This is a genomic window from Verrucomicrobiota bacterium (assembly GCA_021294815.2).
Lineage (GTDB): Bacteria > Verrucomicrobiota > Verrucomicrobiia > Opitutales > LL51 > LL51.
In genome coordinates this window covers 447,250-468,910 of record CP095464.1, presented here as the reverse complement: position 1 = coordinate 468,910, position 21,661 = coordinate 447,250, and the positions used below count along the sequence as shown (strand labels likewise).

Below are 21,661 nucleotides of genomic sequence, written 5' to 3'. Positions count from 1 at the left end.
TCATGCCGACCGAGGTCGAGACATTACAGCGTTGCCCGATACTCCACTCCGAACGGTTAGCGCTTTATCCCATACAAAAAGAGGACGCGGAACGGATTGCCGAGCTGCTTTCCGATTACGAGACGGTCTACATGATGACGTACGCCCCTTGGCCGTACACGCTCGCGGATAGCCAGCAATGGATCGGTTATGCTCTCTGGCTCTGTTCCGAAAATAAGGGCCGCTTTTGGGGGATTTACGACGACGATGGCGTATTCATTGGGACGATTGGGATGTCGCTCTACCCGGAGCATGATCGTGGGGAACTTCACTATTGGCTTGGGAGGCCCTATTGGGGTAAAGGCTATGGAACCGAGGCCGCCAAACGTATAATCCGTTACGCCTTTCGGGACCTACATCTTGAATGCCTGGATGTCAATCATATGGCCCGCAATTCACGTTCCCAACGCCTGATTCAAAAGTGCGGCTTTCAATACGAGGGCACCTTCCGCCACTATGTCAAGCGCTTTGGCCATTACGAGGACGTCAAGAACTACAGCCTCTTACGCAGCGATCCCGTCTAATCCAATTGTTGTCGGATTCTATTAAGCCCCCGCTCTCCTCTGCGATACCCATTGAAAAGCCAAACCTCTATGTCATCATTTCCGTTTACAAATCAGCGTTAACGACTATCCTTTGTGCGTGAATAAAAAGCAGGTACGTCGCGGTTGGTTCGCGATCTTTGGGATTTTGTTGGGGCTCTTTACTTATGGCATCTTCGAGTGCCGTCAACTCCATACTCCTCAAAGGCGCATTCCAGTCGCTTCAAGCTCTACCAATTCCGTCGGGCGCTATGCCAACCACCCCAGTGATGCGGTTCAGGCGAAGCTCGAGGCGCTGCGAAAAAATCCTTACCGCGAACGACATCCAGAGATGAAGGGTCTCGCGCAAGTCCCCCCTCTCGGGACCGATCGCCTGGTGTTACGGGGCATTAATTCGGGAGATTACGACGACTTTTTTGCGACCTGGAACGACCGTGATGCGGTGTACATGCTCATCTACATTCCCTGGCCCACTTCCAAAGAGCAAGCGATCCACTACCTGCACTCCCTGAGCTACCAAGCGAGCCGCCAGGAAGGTCTGTACTGGGCGATTACCGAGCCAGACGCCGGGCGTCTCATGGGTGTCATTGGACTAACCCTCGAGTCCTCCTTTGATCGTGCGGAGATACACTACTGGCTTGGGAAGCCGTACTGGGGGAAAGGATACGCAACAGAGGCGGCCAAGCGCGTGATCGACTACGTATTTCGCGACCTAAATATCCATCGCCTTGAGGTCAACTGCTTTTCCGATAACGTCCGCTCGAAGCGCGTGATTGAAAAATGTGGCTTCCAACACGAATATCTCCGCAAGGAATGCCTCAAAAAAGAGGGCCAATACAAAGACATCGACTACTACTATCTCCTTCAGCAGGACTACTTGGGGATTCACCAAGAATGAAACATTTTCTGCTTAATTTTTTCATAAAATATTAATAAAATTTTCTTGACATCGCCCTAAAACACAGAGAGAAGCGGCGACGTTATGAAAGTACATCTTCTCAAAAAATTATCGTTGTTCATTGGCATCACAAGCTCTTTATTTGCCCCTCTACACGCAGATACCGAAGAAGAGGCACGGAGCGTGGAAGAGCTTCGTTGGGCAGTCGAGCAGTTAACTATTATCATCCAAGGAATACCAGAAGCAAATTGGGGACTGCGTGCACAAGCTATTCAGCGGCGGCGTGAAATTTTAAGACAGCTTCACGAATACGAAGCAAATTTTTCCTTTTTTAAGCGAGAATAATCCCTTTAAGGGAAAGATTTATTCTGCTTCATTGTGTATTTTAAAAACGGTGGTGTTTCTGTTAAGCAACAGAGATTTCACCGTTTTGGTTTTACCTACACCGACGAAAATCGGTCGTTTTGTCCGAATTTTTGTCAATAAAGATTTAAAAACTCACTCAAACTGCCCTTTGTAATGTAAACGCATTGACAGTATCATCATAACAAAAAGAAAATCTCCTCTGCTATGAAAAGATGTTTACGGAAAATATTGTCATTTGCGCTTTTGATAGGTGCTTCAGTAAATCAATTACAGGCATCGGGTTCAACGCAAGGCATGAGCCAGCGGGAGCGGCAACGGGAGGCTAGGATGCGAGCAGTTTATGAATGTGGAGGGCAAGTGCGTAATAACCCGGCTGCGCTACAGCCGGTGCCTCAGCCACAACCGGTTCTGACCTCCCAAGACATAACCCGGCTGCGCGCTACAGCCGGTGCCTCAGCCACAACCGGTTCTGACCTCCCAAGACATGAGCCAGCGAGAGCGGCAACGGGAGGCTAGAATGCGAGCGGTTTATGAATGTGGAGGGCAAGTGCGTAATAACCCGGCTGCGCTACAGCCGGTGCCTCAGCCACAACCGGTTCTGACCTCCCAAGACATGAGCCAGCGAGAGCGGCAACGGGAGGCTAGAATGCGAGCGGTTTATGAATGTGGAGGGCAAGTGCGTAATAACCCGGCTGCGCTACAGCCGGTGCCTCAGCCACAACCGGTTCTGACCTCCCAAGACATGAGCCAGCGAGAGCGGCAACGGGAGGCTAGAATGCGAGCGGTTTATGAATGTGGAGGGCAAGTGTGCTGAGCCTCAGCTAATAAGACCGGCTCCCAAGACATGAGCAAGCAACGGGAGGCTAGTGCGAGCAATGGAGGAGGCGAGCAAGCTCGTAGCAATCAGACTGCGCAACTATCACCTCAGGTCCAGTATCAAGAGCAAGTGCGTCGAGCGCAAGAGGAGGCTCGGAGGGCGGAGTTAGAAAGGAAACGTCAGTCATTAGAGGAACAGATATTACGCGAAGAAGAGACAGAAAGAGCGCAAAAGGAAGCGGAAGCAACAGATCAAAGACTTCGAGAAGAAGAGGCAAGGAAGCGTCTGGAGGAAGTTCTGCCGTCTTCGGATTCGACGTCAAACGTTCTGACGGAGCTCCTTACACAGCTCCGTCAGGAACAGTCTGCTAACGTGACTCCGGAAAATCCTGCCATCCCGCTAGAGGAGTTATTGCGGCAGCTCTCAATGTCCAATAGCTCCGATCAGAATGATAACGTTGTAGTTGGCAGCACACAGGCGCAATTACCGAACAACTCGCCTACAATGAGCGTGCAACAAGGGATTGCGCTTGCTCAGGGAGCAAACATCGTCCTCGATGGAACGGATCGGCGTCCCCCTGAAAATCACGAGATAAATGGTGATTTGGCGCATACCGTTCTCTCCGACCTGAATGCGATTTATCATTACGAAGGCGATGGCCTGCTGGGTGTTACCTCTCATTTTGGTCATGCTCTATTTGATTGGGTTCAATCACACCCGTTCGCGAATTTCCGCAAAAATGAAGCAGATAGACGTGCGATGCTCGATCTCGTTCGCTCTTTAGCGCCGTTCAAAGAAGATCCCGGTTTTTGCCGTAATTGCGAAGCGCTTGAGGCCAGCTTTACTCAGGAGCAAGAGGATTACCCAACCAATAGTGCCCGGGCATGTATGCTGATTGTTTCCCTATTTTTACATCCAGAAGAGGTTTAATCCTTAATCATAGAAGCAAAGCCAATTTTTAAGGTTTATACATAAAGACAAACAGAGGTTGTGTTCCGTAAAAATCAGAACCGGCCTCTGCGGTTTTTCTAGGCAGCCTTTATTCCTTTGAGGCGATTGGTAAGGCGCTCGTAAAACTCCTCTTCGGAGGTACAGCGGAAGGTCATAGAGAAGCGGATGCTGGGTTCTGGATCTTCCCAGGGGACGGAAACAATGCCGAGTGCCTCGAGAAGCCATTGGCTTAAAGCGGCTGCTGAGGTTACGGAAATTTCCTGTCCTTGATAACGGAGTTTTTGGGGAACGCGGACATATAAAAAGAAACCGCAATCAGAGGAATACACTTCAAAGCCGTGTGTTTTTAGGATCGCCGCAACCGATTGCTTGCGCTGTTGGTAGCGCTGTGTCATTTTTTGCGAAAACGTACAATCCTCGAGCGCTTGAATTGCCGCTTTCTGAATGGCTAGGAATTGCCCGGAGTCGGAGTAGTCTTTGACTTTCGAAAAGGCGCTAACTAAATCCGCGTTGCCGCAAACCCAGCCTAAACGCCAGCCCGTCATGTTGTACGTTTTGGACATCGAGTGGATTTCAATCGCAATGTCCTTCGCATGGAGACATTGTAAAATCGAACGCGGATGCTCCGTGAGACACGCGTAAGCGGCATCGTTGATGACCGCGATATCATAGTGATGCGCAAATTCGATGAGTTCGACAAAAAATGTGGATGTCGCAGGCGCGGACGTCGGATTGTTGGGATAGTTGACGTGAAAAACCTTCGCCCTTCGGGCTACATCCGTCGGAATTAACGAAAGATCAGGGAGAAATTGCCGCTCCCAAAGAAGGGGTAACGAGAAAACTTCACCGCCGAGATATTCTACATGCGTGTTGAAAATCGGATAAACAGGATGTGTTGCAATAATAAGATCTCCTGAATTAATGAGGCACAGTGGCATTAACGAAAGCGCTGATTTCGCCCCGATGCAGTGAGCAAGTTCCGTTTGAGAATCAACCGTAACGCCAAAAGTTTTTTGTATGAATCGAGTAGCGGCTTCGCGAAATTCTGGACAGCCATTGTCCGCATAGCCTTGATTTTCCACAAAGTGCGCTTGGGAGCAGAGCTCTTCGATAACACTGTCGGGTGGAGGTAAATCGGGCTCCCCAATCCCCATGTCTAATAAAACACGATCGGGATGTTCGGCTTGAAATCGGCGCTTAGCGGCCTTAATCTCCTCCATTTTATATCCCCCTGCTCGATCAAAATCTTGCCCTCCTATCCGTTCCGCAAGTAACCCGCGCATCAATCCCTCTTTCATCTCTTTATGAATACTGTTACCTTGAAACGATTTAAGAAAAGCCTTTTTCGCTCCGAAAATTATTGTAAAAAACATTTTAACTATAGACTAGAGCATGCCGATTATGGGAAAAGGTTATTTGATTGGGGCTCTTTTGTTGAGTGTGCCTTCGACTCTCGGCGCGTCTAGCAGCAGACCCCATATCACTATTCCTCAAACAAGACCGGAACATCACCCTCGGGCAAGACGGCAAAACCTAGCTTCGACAAACGTTATTCCGCCCCTAAGATCTACACAAGAGGGTCAAATCTGGGCGGCCTTTCCGCAAAAACTAACCGTCACCCCTATTCAAAATCTACAAGATACGATCGTAGCTATGAATTTACTCTTTGATTGGTACGCGAGACAGCGTGATTTTCAAATAACCGTTACGGAAGAACAACAAATGGTCTCGCTCCTTCAAAATGTCATGGACGTTTTAAAGTATGTCGATTGGAAAGAAGAAATTACATTAAAAAAGGCTCGTTATACAGAACTTAAAAAACAATGGAAACACAAGCAAAGCATACGGCCTCCGCGTTTCTCTCCGACTTTAATTGAACTCCAAGCGTACGAGACGCTCTTTCAGCAATTATTTGATATCGCCACTTCTTTAGATTTAATTTCGTGCGCACAAAAGGCTGTCACGTGGTGGAGGTTTCTAAACCCTTCCGCTAACATCGTGTTGCCACCGCGAGCGCGACGTATCTAGGCTTCCTTAAACTCTTGCGCTAAATCTTGAAAAAAAATCGGTAACTTCATCGCTAAAAGCGTAAACGCTTGGAGCGCAACCTCCCGAATCTGTGGATGCGCAAAGCGTGTGCACCGTAGGCGAAAAAAATGTCGCCATTCCCGTAGGTCGGCCGACATCACAACCTCTGTCTTGAGGCTGTTTGGTAAAACCGCACGCGCTTCCTGCGGCGTCGCCCCTCCCTCGAGCAACTTAAAGTATCGCGTCTCCGCTTGCTCCATCGCTAAAACCCACTCCCGATAACAAGCGCTCTCGGGTACCCAAAAACAAGGCGCAATCACCGTAATTTCATGTCCAAACTGGTCCTTCGCGTAATTACAATACCGCGTCGATTCCTGACAATAAGACGCAATTCGGTGGCGGACGATTTCATGCGATACACCGCGATCACAAATAAATTTAAGCGTTAAGGAGTAGTGCTCGAGCACCGCTTCATGCCCGCGTTTGACAATGCCCGCGATAAAGGTCGCCGCACTCGTTTCACTCGTTTTTCCCTCTGACTTATAGCACACACGCCCACATTGTTCGATATGCCGCATGACAGCATCGGTATCAATCGGCGTTAGTAGTTCAACGTGTGCGGGGATAATTTTCATACCACCTACCCTTTCGATCTTTTGTCATGTCGCAACTCTTTTTAGCAGGCTCGCGTTGAATCCGATTCGACGAGCATTTTCGGCGATAAAACGCCTTGTCGGCTGATAACCTGTTCAATACCGGCATTCATCAGCATCCGTGCGCAGATACGACACGGAACCGCATCAATTTCCTCACCCATCTCCAAATCGAACCCCGCTAAAAAAGCTGTTCCCCCGAGCATTTCTGCTCGAGCAGCTGAAATAATCGCATTTTGTTCCGCGTGTACCGCGACACATAATTCGTAGCGCTGCCCGTGTGGAACATTACACTGCTTCCGATAGCAAAATCCCGCATCACAACAGTTCTGCTGTCCACGTGGCGCCCCGTTGTACCCCGTTGCTACGATTTCATCTAACTTTACAAGCACACAACCGTACTGTCGGCGCAAACATGTGGATCGCTTCGCAACCGCTCGAGCAATGTCTAAATAATACGCGACTTTCGAAATACGCTCCACCGACACTTATGCTCTATCGATTCGATGAACTTGTCAATGTCAGATCCAGCATAACCGGGGCGTGATCGGATCCCAAACAATCCGGATATATCGCAATCGACCGGATGTTGCTTAACAAATCATCTGATGCTAAAAAGTAATCAATCCTCCATCCCACGTTTCGCTGCCGCGCTGCCGACCGATATGACCACCAAGTATAGCAATCTGTCGCATCCGGATAAAACGAACGAAATACATCTACCCAACCACGTGAAATATAGCGATCAAAACCACTGCGCTCCTCATCCGTAAAGCCCGCCGAACCACGACAGCGCTCGGGATGCGCAAGATCGATTTCCTCGTGCGCGACATTAAAATCTCCACACACCAGCACCGGCCTTTCCTGCCGCAGCGTATCAATCCAAGCACAAAATTCCGGATCCCACGTCTCGCTCCGAAACGGTAATCGCGCTAGCTCTGAACCGACATTAGGCGTATAGACATTGACGAGATAAAATTCCTCCACATCGAGTACCTGTACCCGTCCCTCTTGCGGTTGAATCAGTACATCTGGAGATTCTCCTTTCCGCTCTTTTAATGCCGTTTTGGATAATACCGTTGTGCCGGCGTACCCAGGACGTTCCGCAGAATGATAATAACGAAATGGATATTCTTCTAAAAACGACGATAATTCCTCGATCTGTGAGGGTTGAATTTTAATTTCCTGTAGACATAAAATATCTGGATTCAACTCCCGAACATTGACCTCGAAATTCTTTTGTAAAATCGCACGAAGACCATTAATATTCCATGTCGCAATCTTCATTCTCCCTCAAGAAAAAACGATCTTTCGAGCAAACACAACTCATTGTTCCACGTGGAACAATTCTTTTAACGATAAATATTGACAGATTTCATTAGGTAAAAAAGTTTAAAACTATGGATATTATGGGAATATTCAAAAAGCTATTGACAATTGTTTCCGTTTCGGGTCTGACGTGTGCTTTTGCAACTCCAGAAAAGGCCCCCACAATCGAAAGTATCGCAAGAGAGGTTGACCCGGATTGGGAGTCCACCGATGAGTTAATCATGTTCGAAGCGTACGAGAAGCCCCATGAACATGATGCCGCGAAAGATCCCTACATCAAACGGTCGCTCGCGTTGCTCAACGGAAAAGCGTTTATCAAACTTGTCGCTTTCGCCGAATTACCCTACGGTGCTAAAATTTTAACCTCTGAGTATTTAGGTCTCAGTAAAACGGAATCCAAAGCGGTTGTAGAAACACTAGAACAAACATTTAGCGACGAAATCTTTGCGATCCAGGTGATCCTCTCCTTAACGCCAGGTGGCGACAGCGGCTCGGCTTTTCGAGGACTGCTATTCGTTGACCAGGCGGAAAACGGAGGTCTGAGTATCCATTTTTGGGAATACCTCTCCAATCTCTCTACTCTCTCCGAAAATGACAACAGGGCCCTACGATTCCAATACGCTTACTCGACGTTGCGATGGGTACAGGAAGTTTACGGTCATCCCATTCACGAGATTTTCTTGGGTTATCCTGGCATGCCGACCGAACCGTTATCAATGATTCCCAATTTACCCAGTTGGAAGGAACAAAACGGAATCCAAGTCGTCAATGCTTTTAATGTATGCTCCTTTGCGCCAGAGAACGTCGACGAACTTTCCCATGAATTTCCTCAAATTCAGGAACTGTTACAGGGGAAAGATGCCGGTATTGTCGTATTTTCCGATCAAAAACCGCTTGCAATCGTGGAAACTTACACTGAAGGGCATATGGCAATCAAATTTGTAACTCCTGTATCCTTAGGAACGGCCTCTCAAACGCTAGAATTCGTCAAACATGCCCTAGGCGACGCATTGAATTTTTAGGATCATGCAAATATTCTTGCGGCTATCCCAAAGTACATTGTTCCACGTGGAACATTCCGAGGATAGGGATTTTTTCGAAAGCAAGACACATAAATCCTCCTCTATTCCTCTACAGACACACCCTGCTGGCGGTCCTTGGGGCAACCAGCTTTGAGCCAGCCGTTAATGAAAAGATCAAGGTCGCCATCCATTACCGCTTGTAGATTGCCGGTTTCGATCCCCGTCCGGAGATCTTTCACCATCTGGTAGGGCTGAAAAACGTAGCTGCGGATTTGATTACCCCAGCCAATCTCACCCTTCTCGCCGTACATCTTTTCGCGTTCACTCCGTTTTGCGTCTTCCTGGCGCTCGTAGAGCCGAGAGCGAAGGGCCTTCATCGCCGCCTCTTTGTTTTTGTACTGCGAACGCTCATTCTGGCAGGTCACAACAATCCCCGTCGGTAGGTGTGTGATGCGGATCGCGGACTCCGTCTTATTGACGTGCTGACCGCCCTTCCCGCTGGAACGGTAGGTGTCGATGCGCAACTCGTCATCCTTGATCTCGATCTCGTCATCATCCTCAATTTCCGCAATCACATCGACCGAACAAAAGGAGGTATGCCGGCGTTTATTGGCATCAAAAGGACTAATCCGTACCAAGCGGTGAACTCCCCGCTCCGCCTTTGCATAACCGTAGGCATTTTCGCCAACAATCCGGATCGTTGCTCGGCTAATTCCGGCTTCTTCTCCCGGCTGAAGGTCTTGGATCTCGGTTAAAAATCCCCGACGCTCCGCCCAACGCAGGTACATCCGTAACAACATATCGGCCCAGTCGCAGGACTCCGTACCGCCGGCCCCTGCATGGATACTTAAAAATGCGTTACACCGGTCGTGCTTCCCGGAAAGAAACGAACTTAGCTCCAGCGTTTCGAGCGTATTCATTAACGCCGGCGCCTCTGCTTGGAGTTCCTGTAAGAGAACTTCATCGTCAGATTCCTCTTTCAAGAGTTCCAGCAAATCGCTCCAATCGCGGATTTTTTGGCGCAAGGAGACCATCGGCTCGATCAGGTTTTTGAGGCTACGAAGTTCGCGGTTCACGAATTGCGCCCGCTCCGGATCGTTCCAAAAATTGGGAGCCTCCATGGCACGTTCTAAGGTCTGGATCTGTGCTCGCTTCGTATCGACGGCAACAAACCGCTCCAGCGCTTGAATTCGACGCTGAAGGTCCTCAGAAATAGCTACAATCTCTGGTGGCACCATCACAGCTCTCTTTTAAAAAGACATTTCTCCGTTTCTGCAAGGCCGCTTCCATAAAAAATGGCCGCATTATCCAAGACACATCGCCACATTCTCCGAAAAGATTTCACGGCGCTTCTAAGTTATTCACACTCTCTTGGGAATAACCTGAGAACAACCCGTGAATAAGACCATTTTAAGGCGATTTATCCACATTTTCTCCCATTTTATACACCGAGTTGTTCACATTTTTGTCGTTAAAAACGCCTGAATTTGTGCCGTTCTCAAATAGTTATTCACATATTCACACCCCCTATTAATACGACGAATTTATAAAATAAAGTTATTCTTAGCGCGTGCGTAGCCTTGCGAAAAAGCGTTGAGATCGTTTGATGGCCGCAATGAGCATCCCCGAAAAAACGCCGACGTGTATCGTGTTAACGCTTAACGAATCACAAGCGCAACAGTTACAGGCAATTTGCCAAAAGCGGGGCTTTGAGCTGTACGCGGTTCCGTATGCGCGGTTTGCCTTTAGAGCTCCAGATTTCAATCTCGTACAGTACCAATCGGGGAAACTCGTCTTACAAGGGAAGGGGGCTTCGGAGTTTGTGACGTTTACGATCGAACCTCAGGTGACATTGGTGCCACTTCAGGGCAACGATGAAGCCTATCACCCGGAGTGGTTTTTACCGCATGCGGGCTTGGATGAGAGCGGAAAGGGGGATTTTTTCGGTCCGGTGGTTGCGGCGTGTGTGATTGCTGGCGATGGCGCGGTTCGCGCATTTCAAGCCATGGGTGTACGGGATAGCAAGCGGATTACTAGCGATAAAGTGGCGCTCGCGTTAGCGGACAAAATTCGCTCCACGGCGGGGGTAGTTGTCGAGGTGATGTCGCTATCGATGGAAAAGTACAATGCCCTATATGTGCGTTTCGGTCGCAACTTAAATCGATTACTGGGGTGGCTTCACCGCTGTGCGTTGAAGAATGCACTCCAACGGCGTTACGTAGCGACGGGGTTATTGGACCAATTTTCGAAGCAGCCAATTGTACAGACGATGATTCGCAAAAATTTTCCGGAGTTTCATTTGGCGATGGAGACGCGGGCGGAGCGGGATCCAGTAGTTGCAGCAGCTTCGATTGTCGCCCGTGCAGCGTATTTGCGGCAGATGGAGGCATTATCTGAAGCGGTAGGGGAACCATTGCTCAAAGGAGCTAGCAGTCGTGTCAAACAGCAGGGACAAAAAATATGGGAGCATTCCGGAACGGAAGGGCTTGCCCGGTTTTGCAAGACGCACTTCAAGACTTTTGGGGAGATTTGCGGGGCGCAAGCCTAAAAACTGCGTGGAAAAACGTTTTTTGCTTTACTTTTGCTCGACACTTTGCTACTCTGGGCGGTCAGTTATGGAGTTTCCTTTTCTGAAAACGGGCGTCGTTTTGGCGCTTGTAGTGTTACTAGGTGGATGTGATTCGACGGAGTCGACGCTGGGCGGTGCGGGTGTCGGCGCAGCGACGGGTGCATTGTTAGGGCATGCCGTTGGCGGCCGTGGTGGCGCTGCGTTAGGCGGTGTTTTAGGCGGACTCGGTGGTGGTGCGGTGGGGCACTCCATTGGGCGTAAGCAGATGGAAGCGAAAAGTCGTGCCTCTCAGGCCGAGGAAGAGGCCCGGTACTACCAACGAGAGAATGAGTATTTAAGGAATCATGGGAGTCAAAGTAGTCGGCAAGAGAGTATCGATCAGGAAAAACGGCTCCAACAGCTTAAGTTTGAAGCCGAGGAAGCCCGTTTAAAAGGGGAGCTCGCCAAGGCGAAAGCGGATCAGGCTGAAGCAGAACGCCGGCAACGCGAAGTTGAATTGAAAAAGGAAGGCGTCTATAGTACAGAATTTCGGTCAACGCGTTATCAAGAGCCTCCGCAAGCACAAGAATACACATCCCGAAGGACCTACGCCCATTAATGCTTTAAACGATTATGGGAGAGCGCAGTCATATTATTGCGTGTGTTTGGGATTTCGATCGAACGTTAATTCCGGGAAATATGCAGGTTCCGATGTTTGCAGAATACGGGATCGACGAGCGATTTTTCTGGCAGACGATCAATCAGTTCACGGATCGCATGCAGCGTCGAGGAGTTTATCTCTCGGGGACGCTGGCGTACTTGAATTTTGTCCTCGCGTTGGTCCAAGAAGGTCGCTTACCGGGATTATCAAAGTCGCACCTCGAAGGCTACGGTCAACAGTTGACGTATTTTCCAGGGGTGCCAGAGATTTTTTCGCTCCTACGGAATGATGTTGAGCAAGATCCATGTTTCCGGTCTTACAGCATTTCGCTAGAACATTATGTCGTCAGTAGCGGACATATTGAAATTATCCGAGGTAGTCAGGTTGCGCCACATATGGAAGCAATTTTTGCGAGTGAGTTCCTTGAGGGGGAAATTGACGCGCTTGCGGAAAAATTCCAATTTGGAGCGATTGCAACGGAGTTAGTAGATTCTTCATCGGGTGCGTCTAAGGCCTATAATTCGGTTGAAAATCTTGAAGAGTTTTTAGCGGATGATCCGCCTGAAACCATTGTAGAATCGCAAGAGGGAGATAAGAAGGTTATTCGACAGATCGCGTGTGTCGTCGATCATACGCAAAAGACGCGGTGTTTGTTTGAGATTAACAAGGGCTGCAACAAGAACCGCGCCATCGATGTTAATGCCGTGATTGAAAACGACGTCCGGCGCATACCGTTTCAGAACATGATCTATATAGCGGATGGTCCGAGTGATGTCCCGGCATTTTCGGTAATTCGAGGTCATGGAGGTAAGGCTTTTGCGGTCTATAATCCCGAAGACGAGCGGGAGTTCGAGCAGAATGACCGGATGCTAGCGGCGGGACGGATCGATGCCTATGGTCCGGCGGATTACCGGGAGGGCTCGTCGACAACACGTTGGCTCCGTATGCACCTCAAGAAAATCGCGCAGCGGATCGTCGACGAGGAGCGCCGCGCAGCCGAAGATAATCCCGGGAAGCCTCCTGAACATTTACATTAATTCGCCGATAATTACATCGAAATTTGCTAGAAACTCGCTAGGGTTGCATGAGTGAAGGCCTTTTTGCGATTGTTGGTGCTCGTCCTCCTTTCGGCGTGGCTTTTCGCGGGGCTATCGTATCGGATTGTCCAGTTGGCGTATTTGGATCGATCGTATTATCAGGGTTACCTCGAATCGGCGCGTCGAGTTCGGGAGGTCCGTCGGGCGTCACGAGGCCGTATTCTTGATCGTAATGGTACCGTTTTGGCGATGACGGTCCCTAAAATTGATCTTGGCATCGATCCCTATGCGGCCGAAACACAAGATTTTGCCAAGTTACCACAACTCTCAGAGATTTTAAAAATTTCTGAGGAGGATCTCAAAAAATTTTGGACACGTGAATCTCGAATCGTCGACAATAAGGTCCGTCATATCCGTTGGAAAAAGATTACGGAAATGACAGAGCTTGATGCGTATGAACAGGTGCTAGCGCTCAAAATCAAGGGCATTTACGGCATCACCTCGGCGCAACGTTACTACCCCAATGGTGCGCTTGCGAGCCATGTCATAGGTTTCGTCAACAAGGAGGGGATAGCTGTGAGCGGCATCGAGGCCTTCATGGATCCTTTTCTGCGCGGACAGGACGGTGGGATGGAGTCAAAGCGCGATGGCCGGCGCCAGGAGCTGCCGTTATTTCGCGAAATCGACGTCTTACCTCAGCATGGTTCGGATATTCAGTTAACGATCGATATTCGGTTTCATAGCGCCATAGAACGTATATTGTCAGAAGCGGTCGAGAGATTCCACGCGCAACGCGGCACAGTTCTCGTCAGCGATCCCACTAATGGCGACCTTTTGGTAATGTGCAATTACCCGACCTTTGAGGGAGAACACTACATGAAAGCAGACGTGGCGAATCTCCGCAATTGCGCGGTGACGGACACCTATGAGCCAGGGTCAGTGTTTAAAATTGTACCTTTTAGCGTGGCGCTCCAGGATCGGGTGATTTCGCTGTATGACGCGTTTGATTGTACCTCCACGAACTTTACCTGGCAGGGAAAGACTTATACTTTACCAAAAGACCATACCGCTTTGGGTAAGCTCAGTGCCATCGATGTGTTGCGCAAATCCAGTAACCGTGGGGCAGCACAGATCGGTATTCGTCTCGGCGCCAATGCGCTTTATGATGCTGCACGGGCCTTTGGTTTTGGCGAAAAGACGGGCTACGGTTTCGATGGCGAGGTAGCGGGGATTCTCCGTAGCCCAAAGTATTGGGACGGCCTTACAATCACGCGCTTACCTATGGGGCATGCAGTGAGTGCGACGGCCCTTCAGGTTCATTGTGCAATGGGGGTCATTGCCAGTGGGGGATATCTCTTATCGCCGCAGATCGTCCAGAAAGTTTTGAACACGAAAGGGGAGGTCGTTATGAAGACGGATCCACGCGTCCGCCGTAGCGTGTTAACATCGGATACGGTCCGCCAACTGCGGGATATTCTCTACCACCCCGATGCGAAGCCTTCGGAGATCGATGGTGTGCGATTGGCGTATAAGACCGGGACGACGCAGAAATTGGTTCATGGCGCATATTCGCAGTCGCACCATATTTCTTCTTGTTCGGGATTTTTCCCTGCAGAGGCTCCAAAGTACTTGGTAACAGTGGTTATCGACGACGCGCGGTTGGCTTCAGGATCGACGGCCTATGGCTCTAAGGTCGCGTTCCCGATCTTTTGCGACGTTGCGCGCTGGCTTCTACGCCGCGATTTGCTGAACGATTGAAATATAAAGGCAGAAGATTGCTCCTCTGCCACCTAGCTTTTTGATACGAAAAAGAAAAAATATGAAAAAGAAACCTAGAAATTACATATCTCCGAGTGCGGCGACTTTCGGTGCCCGCATTTGATAAATCGGCGGAGTATCGGTATCTGGTGTGACTGCGGAGAGGAATGTTTTACAATCCTCAAACTTTTCATAGCTCCGCAAAAGTTTACTCTGTCGCTCGAGAGGTAGTTGAAGAAAAATTCCTTTTGCAGCCCCGAAAATCTCCGGATTAGAACCATTTAAAGCTTCACCATTGTCGAGCAATGCGCGAATAACATTGACATGAACAGGCTCGCTACGGAAGGCCTTTGTGAGCAGCTTGCATTGCTGGGGTTCCGAAATACCCGGGCCGCAAACATCTCTTAAAATTTCGGGAACGGAGGTTTCTGTACGATCTAACCCATGATTTTGAACAAAACCAAGAAACTCCTTAACGCCATCCCAGTTGCTATCGGTAACTAATCGTCTCAGCGTATTAGCGAGATTATGTTCAACTTCTTCGCCGATCTTTTTATTCTGTAATAAGGACGGAGTGTTTCCCTGACTAGCAGTTCTTCGTATTTCTCTCCTTGAGGATGCTAGAGCCGATGTTCCAAAAAAAACACCGACGAAAAGAAGACTAACAACGATATCCCGAATGAGCTTAGAAACCATATCCTCTCCCTCCTGAAGTGGAAGGTATTTTTTCCGCCTCGGGAGGTCAAGCTTAAAAATAAAAAATTAATCAAAAATTTTTAGAACGAGGCGCCGAACGAGAAGTTAAACTGAACGCCGTCTTTTTTTGTTCCTCGAGCTGCGTGAATTGGGAAGCCCCAGTCGAGGCGAAGCGGCATTTTACCAATAAAGATCCGTAGGCCCACACCCCAGTCGACGTTGATGTTCTTAAAGTTATCAAACTTCTTTTCATTTGCCGATCCGGCTTCGATAAATGCTGCGCCAAAGAAGGGTTCAAAGAGCGCAAAGGTGTACTCTGCAGCGCCGTAGCAGAAAGAGTTACCGCCAACAGGATCACCATAACGGGTTTCTTTTTTGCCGTCTTTGAATGCAAAAGATTCTTCTTTGGGGGAGATCTGGCGGCCCTCAAAGCCACGCATCATCGACTGGCCACCGAGAAAGTATCGCTCGGAGTAGGGTGTTTGCCGGTGATGGAAAGGGATAATGCTCCCAACGCTTCCGGTAAATGCAAGCGTATGGTCGTATTTTTCTGATACCCAAAAGTACTGGGTTGCCGTTGCTTCGAGGCGGGTAAATTTCGTACGCCCACCGAGGCCATAAAAATGGGTTTGAAACTCGACACGTGATCCTGTGCGTGGGAAGAGTAAATCATCACGTGAGTCGCGGTAGATCGAGAATTTGAGTCCTGACGCTGTCCGACGTCCCTGCGCCGCCTCATCTTTAAGGGGCTGAACGGCAGTATCGCCTAAGCTCGTAATTTTAGAGAGCTTGAAGTTATACGCTAAACGTCCGATCCAAGGGTCGAAAAGTCGCTTACGGAAGTAAGGCTCGAATTCGAAGTAATTCTCATCGTAGGTCGAACCGCTAAAGTTTGAGTCGTCTTTGCGGTACTTCGTCTTACCGCCGGTAACTTCTGTTCCGAAAGCAAGCTCCTTATCGAAGAGGTAGGGCTCTTCAAATGAGAACACGGCCTCGTTTTCACGGGTACCGAGCTGAAGTTTTGTAAAGAGTTTTTGTCCGCCACCTTGGAAATTAGGGCCAAAAAGATCGAAGTTCGACTGCTCCAGCGAGATGAAAACGACCTGGCTCTTTCGCGCACTGACTGCGATACCGCCGCTAATTTTACCCGTATCGGCTTCCTCAATATTAATTTCGATGCCCTTCTCATGTGGATTATCGCTATCGGCGGCATTGACGTCGACCTTTTTAAAATACCCCGTGTTATGGAGGCGCATTTCGCCAATTTGCATCGCGGTATAGTTAAACGTATCGCCGGGCTCGAGCGTAAATTCGCGGAGCAGCACCTTATCCTTGGTCTTGTAATTGCCCTTAATTGTGATCGCGCTGAGATGATAGAGCGAGGATTCGTGAATCGTTAGCACCAAGTCGATAATGTTATCGCGGAAAGTCGGGTGTTCTTCTGCCTCAACGATCGTGTTAACATACCCTCGGGAGCGGTAGTAATCCTGGATATTTTCTGCAGCTTGGCGGACAGCGGCTTGACCGAACGCATCCCCGGTCTTGAGGTGCGCACATTCCATAAGAACCTCTGGATCATAGAGCGTTGCGCCGGTTAGTTTAATGTCGCCGACGTAGTAGCGTTCTCCGAGGTCGGCATCAAAGATGAGGGATCCACGTTGCTCGCCTTCGGTTACAAATTCCGCGCGCGTGAGTTTACCATCGAGGTACCCAGCGTCCCGTATTGCATTGACAAGGACCTCCTTATCGTGATCGAGGTAGAGGTCCGCAAAGTTACCTTTTTTCGTAAAGAAGGAAAAGAAGTTCCGGTCCCAACGCTTCAGAGCCATACTCTTTTGGACGAGGTCGGTATCGATATCGCCAAAGTTATGGAATTGGACGCGGGCAATGCGGATTGCATCTGTTGGTGTGATATCAAAGCAAACGTCGACGCGACCATCCTCAAGCGGCTCGATGCGGGCATCGACCTGCGGTTTTGGGAAGCCGTTCATCTGGTAATACCGGTAGATCATGAGGACGTCTTCATTAAGGTTCGCGCGGTTCAGATAATGACCTGCGACCGTTTTGAGCTCCTTGCGCACTTTCTTCTTACCGATTTTCTCAAAAGGAAATTTGACGTTGGCGATTCTCGGGCGCGTCTTGACGTTGACAAAGACGTTGAGCGACAAATCCTTATTTTTCGTCGCCGTAATTTCGATATCGTCGAACATCCCTACAGCATAAAGCGAGTGGATCGCGTCGTTTGCAGCGAAGGGATCGAAAGCTTCTCCCTCGGTAAAGCGGATATGGGAACGAATAAAGGCTTCGTCCCTAACCAATTCTCCGTCGGAGCGGATCTCGATTTTTGCGACAGGGAAGTTTTTCGACTGTTCGCGCTTCCCGTAAGTCCCGAGACTGTTGACGGGAGTTTCGGCTTCATCCTGAGCTACGCTATTATGGTAAAGCGCCTCGGAAGTTTCCACTGAGCTTCCATCCTCTACAATCGAGGTATTTCCCTCTGAAACGATCTTTGACGATTCCGATTCTTCGGAGGTAGAGACCTCCTGCGATGAAGTTGTATCGAGAGCGATTGCTTCGGAATTTTCTGTTGTATTTTCGGCAATAGGTGCCGTTGATTCCTCTAGATCCTCACCAAAAACAGTTGTGAGCGATGGGGGACAACAAAGCAAACCGAGCAACGAAGCGCGGCATACAAATTTACTGGGCATAGTTTTCAAATCGAGTTAAAGTTTTCCTAAATGCAAGTGGCACAACGCCTGTTGGGCCATTCCGCTGCTTGGCGATAATGAGGTCTCGCGCGAGAAGATCAAGTGAAACTTCGCTATTCTCTTCACCTTCGCGATGTTTTGAGAGCATTAACACCACATCCGCATCCTGTTCGATTGATCCGGATTCTCTTAGATCGGATAATCTTGGGGCCCGATTTTCTTTTTCAGAAGCACGGTTCAACTGACTCAGAACAATCACCGGGAGGGATAACTCTTTGGCCATCGCTTTAACGCCCCGGGAGATTTCAGCAATTTGTTGTTCACGCGGGGTTCGTGGATCGGGGCTTGAGAGCAATTGGAGATAATCGATGACAATCAGGCCGAGTTTGTGTTTATTATACATCCTCCGGGCTTTTGCGCGCATTTCGGTGACCGAAAGGTTACTGGATTCATCGATCCAGAGCGGGGCTTTTTTAAACGCACTCGCGGCGGCACTAAGCGCCGTTAACTCAGATTTTGGCACAAACCCATTCCGGAGCTTTTCGGTATCAATACCGGCACGACTACAAATTAACCGCATTGCGAGTTGTTCCGCAGACATCTCCAGACTAAAGAACAAGGTTGGAACGGGCGTATTCGCTAACGCAGCATTTTCAGCGATATTTAATGCCAAACTGGTCTTTCCCATCGAAGGCCGAGCCGCTAAAACAATCATCTCGCTCGGATGGAAACCAAACGTCAGCTTATCTAAGTCAATAAAGCCGGAAGCAACTCCGGTGAGCTCGCCCTTATGTTGGAGCATTTTTTGGACGAGATTTGCTGCGCGATCGATCGACTCTTGAACGTGTTTGGCCGAATCGGAAACACGGCTTTCTGAGACCGCAAAGATTGATTTTTCGACGTCGTCTAAAAACTGTCCCACATCGTCAACGCCGGCATACGCGCTTTCAACACTTTTATTAGCGACATCAACAATCCGCCGAACGAGCTCGAGATCCCGGACGCGTTGGACGTAATACTTGAGGTGCGTCGGCGTATCGATACGGCTTGCGATATTATTAATGGCTTCATAGCTACCGACTTTCTCTAAAAGACCTTTTGCAGCGAGTTTTTCGGCGACAATGAGCTCATTTGCAGCGGTATTCTCAGCATAGAGATCCAGGAGCGCCTGGTAGATAATCCGATGAGCCGGAAAGTAGAACGAATCCGTCGTAATTTTTTCCTGGATGCAGATGGTGATACTATCTTGGCCACCATCAATAATGCAACTCGCGAGAAGTGCCTGCTCACAATCCGTACTGAAAGGAGGGGTATGAGCGGGAGTGATCTTCTGCGTCGGCACAAGTGCTAACGACATCCATGAAGCGTGCTTTTGGCAAGTTTTTTTATCTTTCTCCAAATAAAAAAACCCTCCGGAGAGGGTTTTTGTTGGAACAGAAAATCGCTTACATCATGTCCATGCCGGGATTCGGCATGTGGCCACATGCGGCGGGCTTTTCTTCGGGAAGTTCTGCGATGATGCACTCTGTTGTTAAGAGGAGGCTCGCGACAGAGGCCGCATTTTGTAATGCTGTACGGCTGACCTTTGTCGGGTCGACAACACCTGCGGAGAGGAGGTCTTCAAACTTTCCGGTCGCGACGTTGTATCCTTTGGCGCCATCGAGCTTGAGAACTTCTTGGACAATGAGTCCGCCTTCGACACCGGCATTCTCACAGAGCTGACGTAAGGGAGCTTCGATCGCACGTTTCACGATTTGAGCACCAATCTTACCGTCTGGACAAGGAATATCGAGCTTATCGATGACCGAAGATGCACGGAGAAGGGCAACGCTACCGCCGGCAGAAATACCTTCTTCGACAGCAGCACGGGTTGCATGAAGCGCATCGTCGACACGGTCTTTTTTCTCCTTCATCTCGGGTTCGGTCGTTGCACCGACACGGATGACCGCAACACCGCCCGCGAGCTTTGCGAGGCGCTCTTGGAGCTTTTCACGATCGTAATCGGAGGTGGCATCGTCGATTTGGTGACGGATTTGGCCAATCCGGACCTCGATGGCATCATGGCTACCGCTCCCTTCGACAATCGTGGTATCGTCTTTACCAACGGTAATCCGTTTGGCACGGCCGAGATCATCGATGCTGACGTTTTCGAGCTTAATCCCGAGGTCTTCGGAGATAAACTTTCCGCCGGTGAGGATAGCGATATCTTCCATCATCGCTTTCCGACGATCACCGAAGCCAGGGGCTTTAACCGCACAGACATTGAGAGTACCGCGGAGACGGTTGACGACGAGGGCTGCTAGGGCTTCACCATCGACATCTTCGGCGATAATCATGAGCGGTTTACCCTGTTGGGCAACGGTCTGTAAGAGCGGGAGGAGGTCGTTCAGGGAGCTAATCTTTTTCTCGTAGATGAGAATGTAAGCATTTTCCAGAACGCATTCCATATTATTGGGATCGGTTACGAAGTAGGGACTGAGGTAGCCCTTATCGAACTGCATCCCTTCGACGACTTCTAATGAGGTCTCGATAGTTTTCGCCTCTTCGACGGTAATGGTGCCATCTTTACCGACACGTTCCATGGCATCGGCGATAATTTGACCGATTTCCTGGTCCCAGTTTGCGGAGACCGTTGCGACCTGGCGGATTTCCTCGGAGGTTTTAACCTCTTTAGAAGTCCTGGCGAGTTCTTGGACGACGGCTTCGACGGCTTTATCGATCCCACGTTTAACGGCGATCGGATTTGCACCGGCAGAGACATTCCGAAGGCCTTCGCGATAGATTGCTTCGGCTAAGACGGTTGCGGTTGTGGTTCCGTCTCCGGTACTATCGGAGGTCTTAGAAGCGACTTCCTTGACCATTTGGGCGCCGATGTTTTCGTACGAATCTTTAAGTTCGATTTCCTTAGCGACGGTAACGCCATCTTTAGTGACCGTAGGTGCGCCGAATTTCTTTTCAATCAATACATTTCGTCCGCGGGGCCCGAGGGTAACCTTTACAGCCTTAGCGAGTGTTGAAACACCTTCGAGGACTTTTTTCCGCGCTTGTTCATCAAATATAAGTTGTTTTGCCATAAATCATCAATGATGTTAAAGGGTTTATTTAAAAATCGCTAACACGTCATCTTGTCGCAAGAGAGTGTACTTCTCATCGCTATGTTTGACCTCGGTGCCACCGTATTTACTAATCAGCACGTGGTCACCGACGGCGACATCCATCGCCAAACGTTGACCATGCTCATCACGCTTACCGGGGCCGACCGCAACGACGGTTGCCTCTTGCGACTTCTCTTTCGCGGCATCGGGGATAATGATACCGCCCTTCACTTGTTCCTTCTCCTCGAGTAACTTCACGAGGACACGATCCCCTAAGGGTTGGATATTAATACTCATAACAATTCAATTTTTAGATGGGAAAAGAATTAGGATAGGGTTGAAAAACTCGGCCCAATGCAACAAAAATCTCTCCTATCAGACCTTTGCCATACCACGGACCTGAACAGGGGAACAAATCCCCTGGTAAATGTTACCTCTGAGGATGAAATATTCATCTCATCCTCCCTATTGGTTACTTGCCGCAGCCGCAACCGCCGCCCTTGCAGGGTTTAT

General features: G+C 49.4%; 21 protein-coding genes. 11 read left to right on the top strand and 10 right to left on the bottom strand.

What is annotated here, in order from left to right; genetic code table 11:
* Positions 1-2: 2 nt before the first annotated feature.
* From LW808_002225 to LW808_002205, 5 genes are all read left to right on the top strand, one after another.
* Positions 3-563, top strand: a complete 561-nt coding sequence (locus tag LW808_002225; GenBank protein ID UPA28102.1) for a GNAT family N-acetyltransferase — start codon at positions 3-5, stop codon at positions 561-563.
* Between the two features lie 118 nt (positions 564-681).
* On the top strand, positions 682-1,479 hold the full coding sequence (locus tag LW808_002220) for a GNAT family N-acetyltransferase (protein ID UPA28101.1): 798 nt from the start codon (positions 682-684) through the stop codon (positions 1,477-1,479).
* 84 nt (positions 1,480-1,563) lie between these two features.
* Positions 1,564-1,824, top strand: coding sequence for a hypothetical protein (locus tag LW808_002215; protein ID UPA28100.1), 261 nt, complete (start codon positions 1,564-1,566; stop codon positions 1,822-1,824).
* A 505-nt stretch (positions 1,825-2,329) separates the two neighbouring features.
* Positions 2,330-2,659: a hypothetical protein gene (locus LW808_002210; GenBank protein ID UPA28099.1), complete on the top strand. Its 330-nt coding sequence runs from the start codon at positions 2,330-2,332 to the stop codon at positions 2,657-2,659.
* 30 nt (positions 2,660-2,689) lie between these two features.
* Complete coding sequence (locus tag LW808_002205; GenBank protein UPA28098.1) at positions 2,690-3,592, top strand: hypothetical protein; 903 nt, start codon at positions 2,690-2,692, stop codon at positions 3,590-3,592.
* A 98-nt stretch (positions 3,593-3,690) separates the two neighbouring features.
* On the opposite strand, the gene LW808_002200 is transcribed toward LW808_002205, so the two are convergent.
* On the bottom strand, positions 3,691-4,986 hold the full coding sequence (locus tag LW808_002200) for an aminotransferase class I/II-fold pyridoxal phosphate-dependent enzyme (protein ID UPA28097.1): 1,296 nt from the start codon (positions 4,984-4,986) through the stop codon (positions 3,691-3,693).
* A gap of 28 nt (positions 4,987-5,014) precedes the next feature.
* Here LW808_002200 and LW808_002195 point away from each other — a divergent pair, with 28 nt between their 5' ends.
* The gene (locus LW808_002195; GenBank protein ID UPA28096.1) at positions 5,015-5,641 is read left to right on the top strand and encodes a hypothetical protein; all 627 of its coding nucleotides are present in this window, start codon (positions 5,015-5,017) and stop codon (positions 5,639-5,641) included.
* Here LW808_002195 and thyX read toward each other — a convergent pair.
* From thyX to LW808_002180, 3 genes are read right to left on the bottom strand one after another with little or no spacing between them, the layout of a single operon-like run.
* Positions 5,638-6,276, bottom strand: a complete 639-nt coding sequence (gene thyX, locus LW808_002190; protein ID UPA28095.1) for an FAD-dependent thymidylate synthase — start codon at positions 6,274-6,276, stop codon at positions 5,638-5,640. The genes LW808_002195 and thyX overlap by 4 nt on opposite strands.
* Positions 6,277-6,317: 41 nt before the next feature.
* Positions 6,318-6,776 (bottom strand): dCMP deaminase family protein, encoded by a 459-nt coding sequence (locus tag LW808_002185; GenBank protein UPA28094.1) that lies wholly within the window; start codon positions 6,774-6,776, stop codon positions 6,318-6,320.
* A 13-nt stretch (positions 6,777-6,789) separates the two neighbouring features.
* Positions 6,790-7,581: an exodeoxyribonuclease III gene (locus tag LW808_002180; GenBank protein ID UPA28093.1), complete on the bottom strand. Its 792-nt coding sequence runs from the start codon at positions 7,579-7,581 to the stop codon at positions 6,790-6,792.
* A gap of 113 nt (positions 7,582-7,694) precedes the next feature.
* On the opposite strand from LW808_002180, the gene LW808_002175 reads away from it, so the two are divergent.
* Positions 7,695-8,645: a hypothetical protein gene (locus LW808_002175; GenBank protein UPA28092.1), complete on the top strand. Its 951-nt coding sequence runs from the start codon at positions 7,695-7,697 to the stop codon at positions 8,643-8,645.
* Positions 8,646-8,746: 101 nt separating this feature from the next.
* Here the strand turns inward: LW808_002175 and prfB are convergent, their stop codons facing one another.
* Positions 8,747-9,883 (bottom strand): peptide chain release factor 2, encoded by a 1,137-nt coding sequence (prfB, locus tag LW808_002170; protein UPA28091.1) that lies wholly within the window; start codon positions 9,881-9,883, stop codon positions 8,747-8,749.
* Positions 9,884-10,260: 377 nt separating this feature from the next.
* Between prfB and rnhC the strand changes: the two genes are divergently transcribed.
* The 4 genes from rnhC to LW808_002150 all read left to right on the top strand — a co-directional run bounded on the left by rnhC (position 10,261) and on the right by LW808_002150 (position 14,649).
* The gene (gene rnhC, locus LW808_002165) at positions 10,261-11,193 is read left to right on the top strand and encodes a ribonuclease HIII (protein ID UPA28090.1); all 933 of its coding nucleotides are present in this window, start codon (positions 10,261-10,263) and stop codon (positions 11,191-11,193) included.
* 67 nt (positions 11,194-11,260) lie between these two features.
* Positions 11,261-11,812: a glycine zipper 2TM domain-containing protein gene (locus LW808_002160; GenBank protein ID UPA28089.1), complete on the top strand. Its 552-nt coding sequence runs from the start codon at positions 11,261-11,263 to the stop codon at positions 11,810-11,812.
* 14 nt (positions 11,813-11,826) lie between these two features.
* Positions 11,827-12,891: a haloacid dehalogenase-like hydrolase gene (locus LW808_002155; protein UPA28088.1), complete on the top strand. Its 1,065-nt coding sequence runs from the start codon at positions 11,827-11,829 to the stop codon at positions 12,889-12,891.
* Between the two features lie 63 nt (positions 12,892-12,954).
* Complete coding sequence (locus tag LW808_002150; GenBank protein UPA28087.1) at positions 12,955-14,649, top strand: penicillin-binding protein 2; 1,695 nt, start codon at positions 12,955-12,957, stop codon at positions 14,647-14,649.
* Positions 14,650-14,730: 81 nt separating this feature from the next.
* On the opposite strand, the gene LW808_002145 is transcribed toward LW808_002150, so the two are convergent.
* The 5 genes from LW808_002145 to LW808_002125 all read right to left on the bottom strand — a co-directional run bounded on the left by LW808_002145 (position 14,731) and on the right by LW808_002125 (position 21,445).
* Positions 14,731-15,345: a hypothetical protein gene (locus LW808_002145; GenBank protein ID UPA28086.1), complete on the bottom strand. Its 615-nt coding sequence runs from the start codon at positions 15,343-15,345 to the stop codon at positions 14,731-14,733.
* An 80-nt stretch (positions 15,346-15,425) separates the two neighbouring features.
* On the bottom strand, positions 15,426-18,053 hold the full coding sequence (bamA, locus tag LW808_002140) for an outer membrane protein assembly factor BamA (GenBank protein UPA28085.1): 2,628 nt from the start codon (positions 18,051-18,053) through the stop codon (positions 15,426-15,428).
* A complete protein-coding gene (gene dnaB, locus LW808_002135) occupies positions 18,043-19,395 on the bottom strand; it encodes a replicative DNA helicase (protein UPA28084.1) in 1,353 nt (450 codons plus the stop codon). The genes bamA and dnaB overlap by 11 nt, the downstream gene beginning before the upstream one ends.
* 103 nt (positions 19,396-19,498) lie before the next feature.
* Complete coding sequence (gene groL, locus LW808_002130) at positions 19,499-21,127, bottom strand: chaperonin GroEL (GenBank protein ID UPA28083.1); 1,629 nt, start codon at positions 21,125-21,127, stop codon at positions 19,499-19,501.
* Positions 21,128-21,151: 24 nt separating this feature from the next.
* The gene (locus LW808_002125) at positions 21,152-21,445 is read right to left on the bottom strand and encodes a co-chaperone GroES (protein ID UPA28082.1); all 294 of its coding nucleotides are present in this window, start codon (positions 21,443-21,445) and stop codon (positions 21,152-21,154) included.
* Positions 21,446-21,661: the final 216 nt, after the last annotated feature.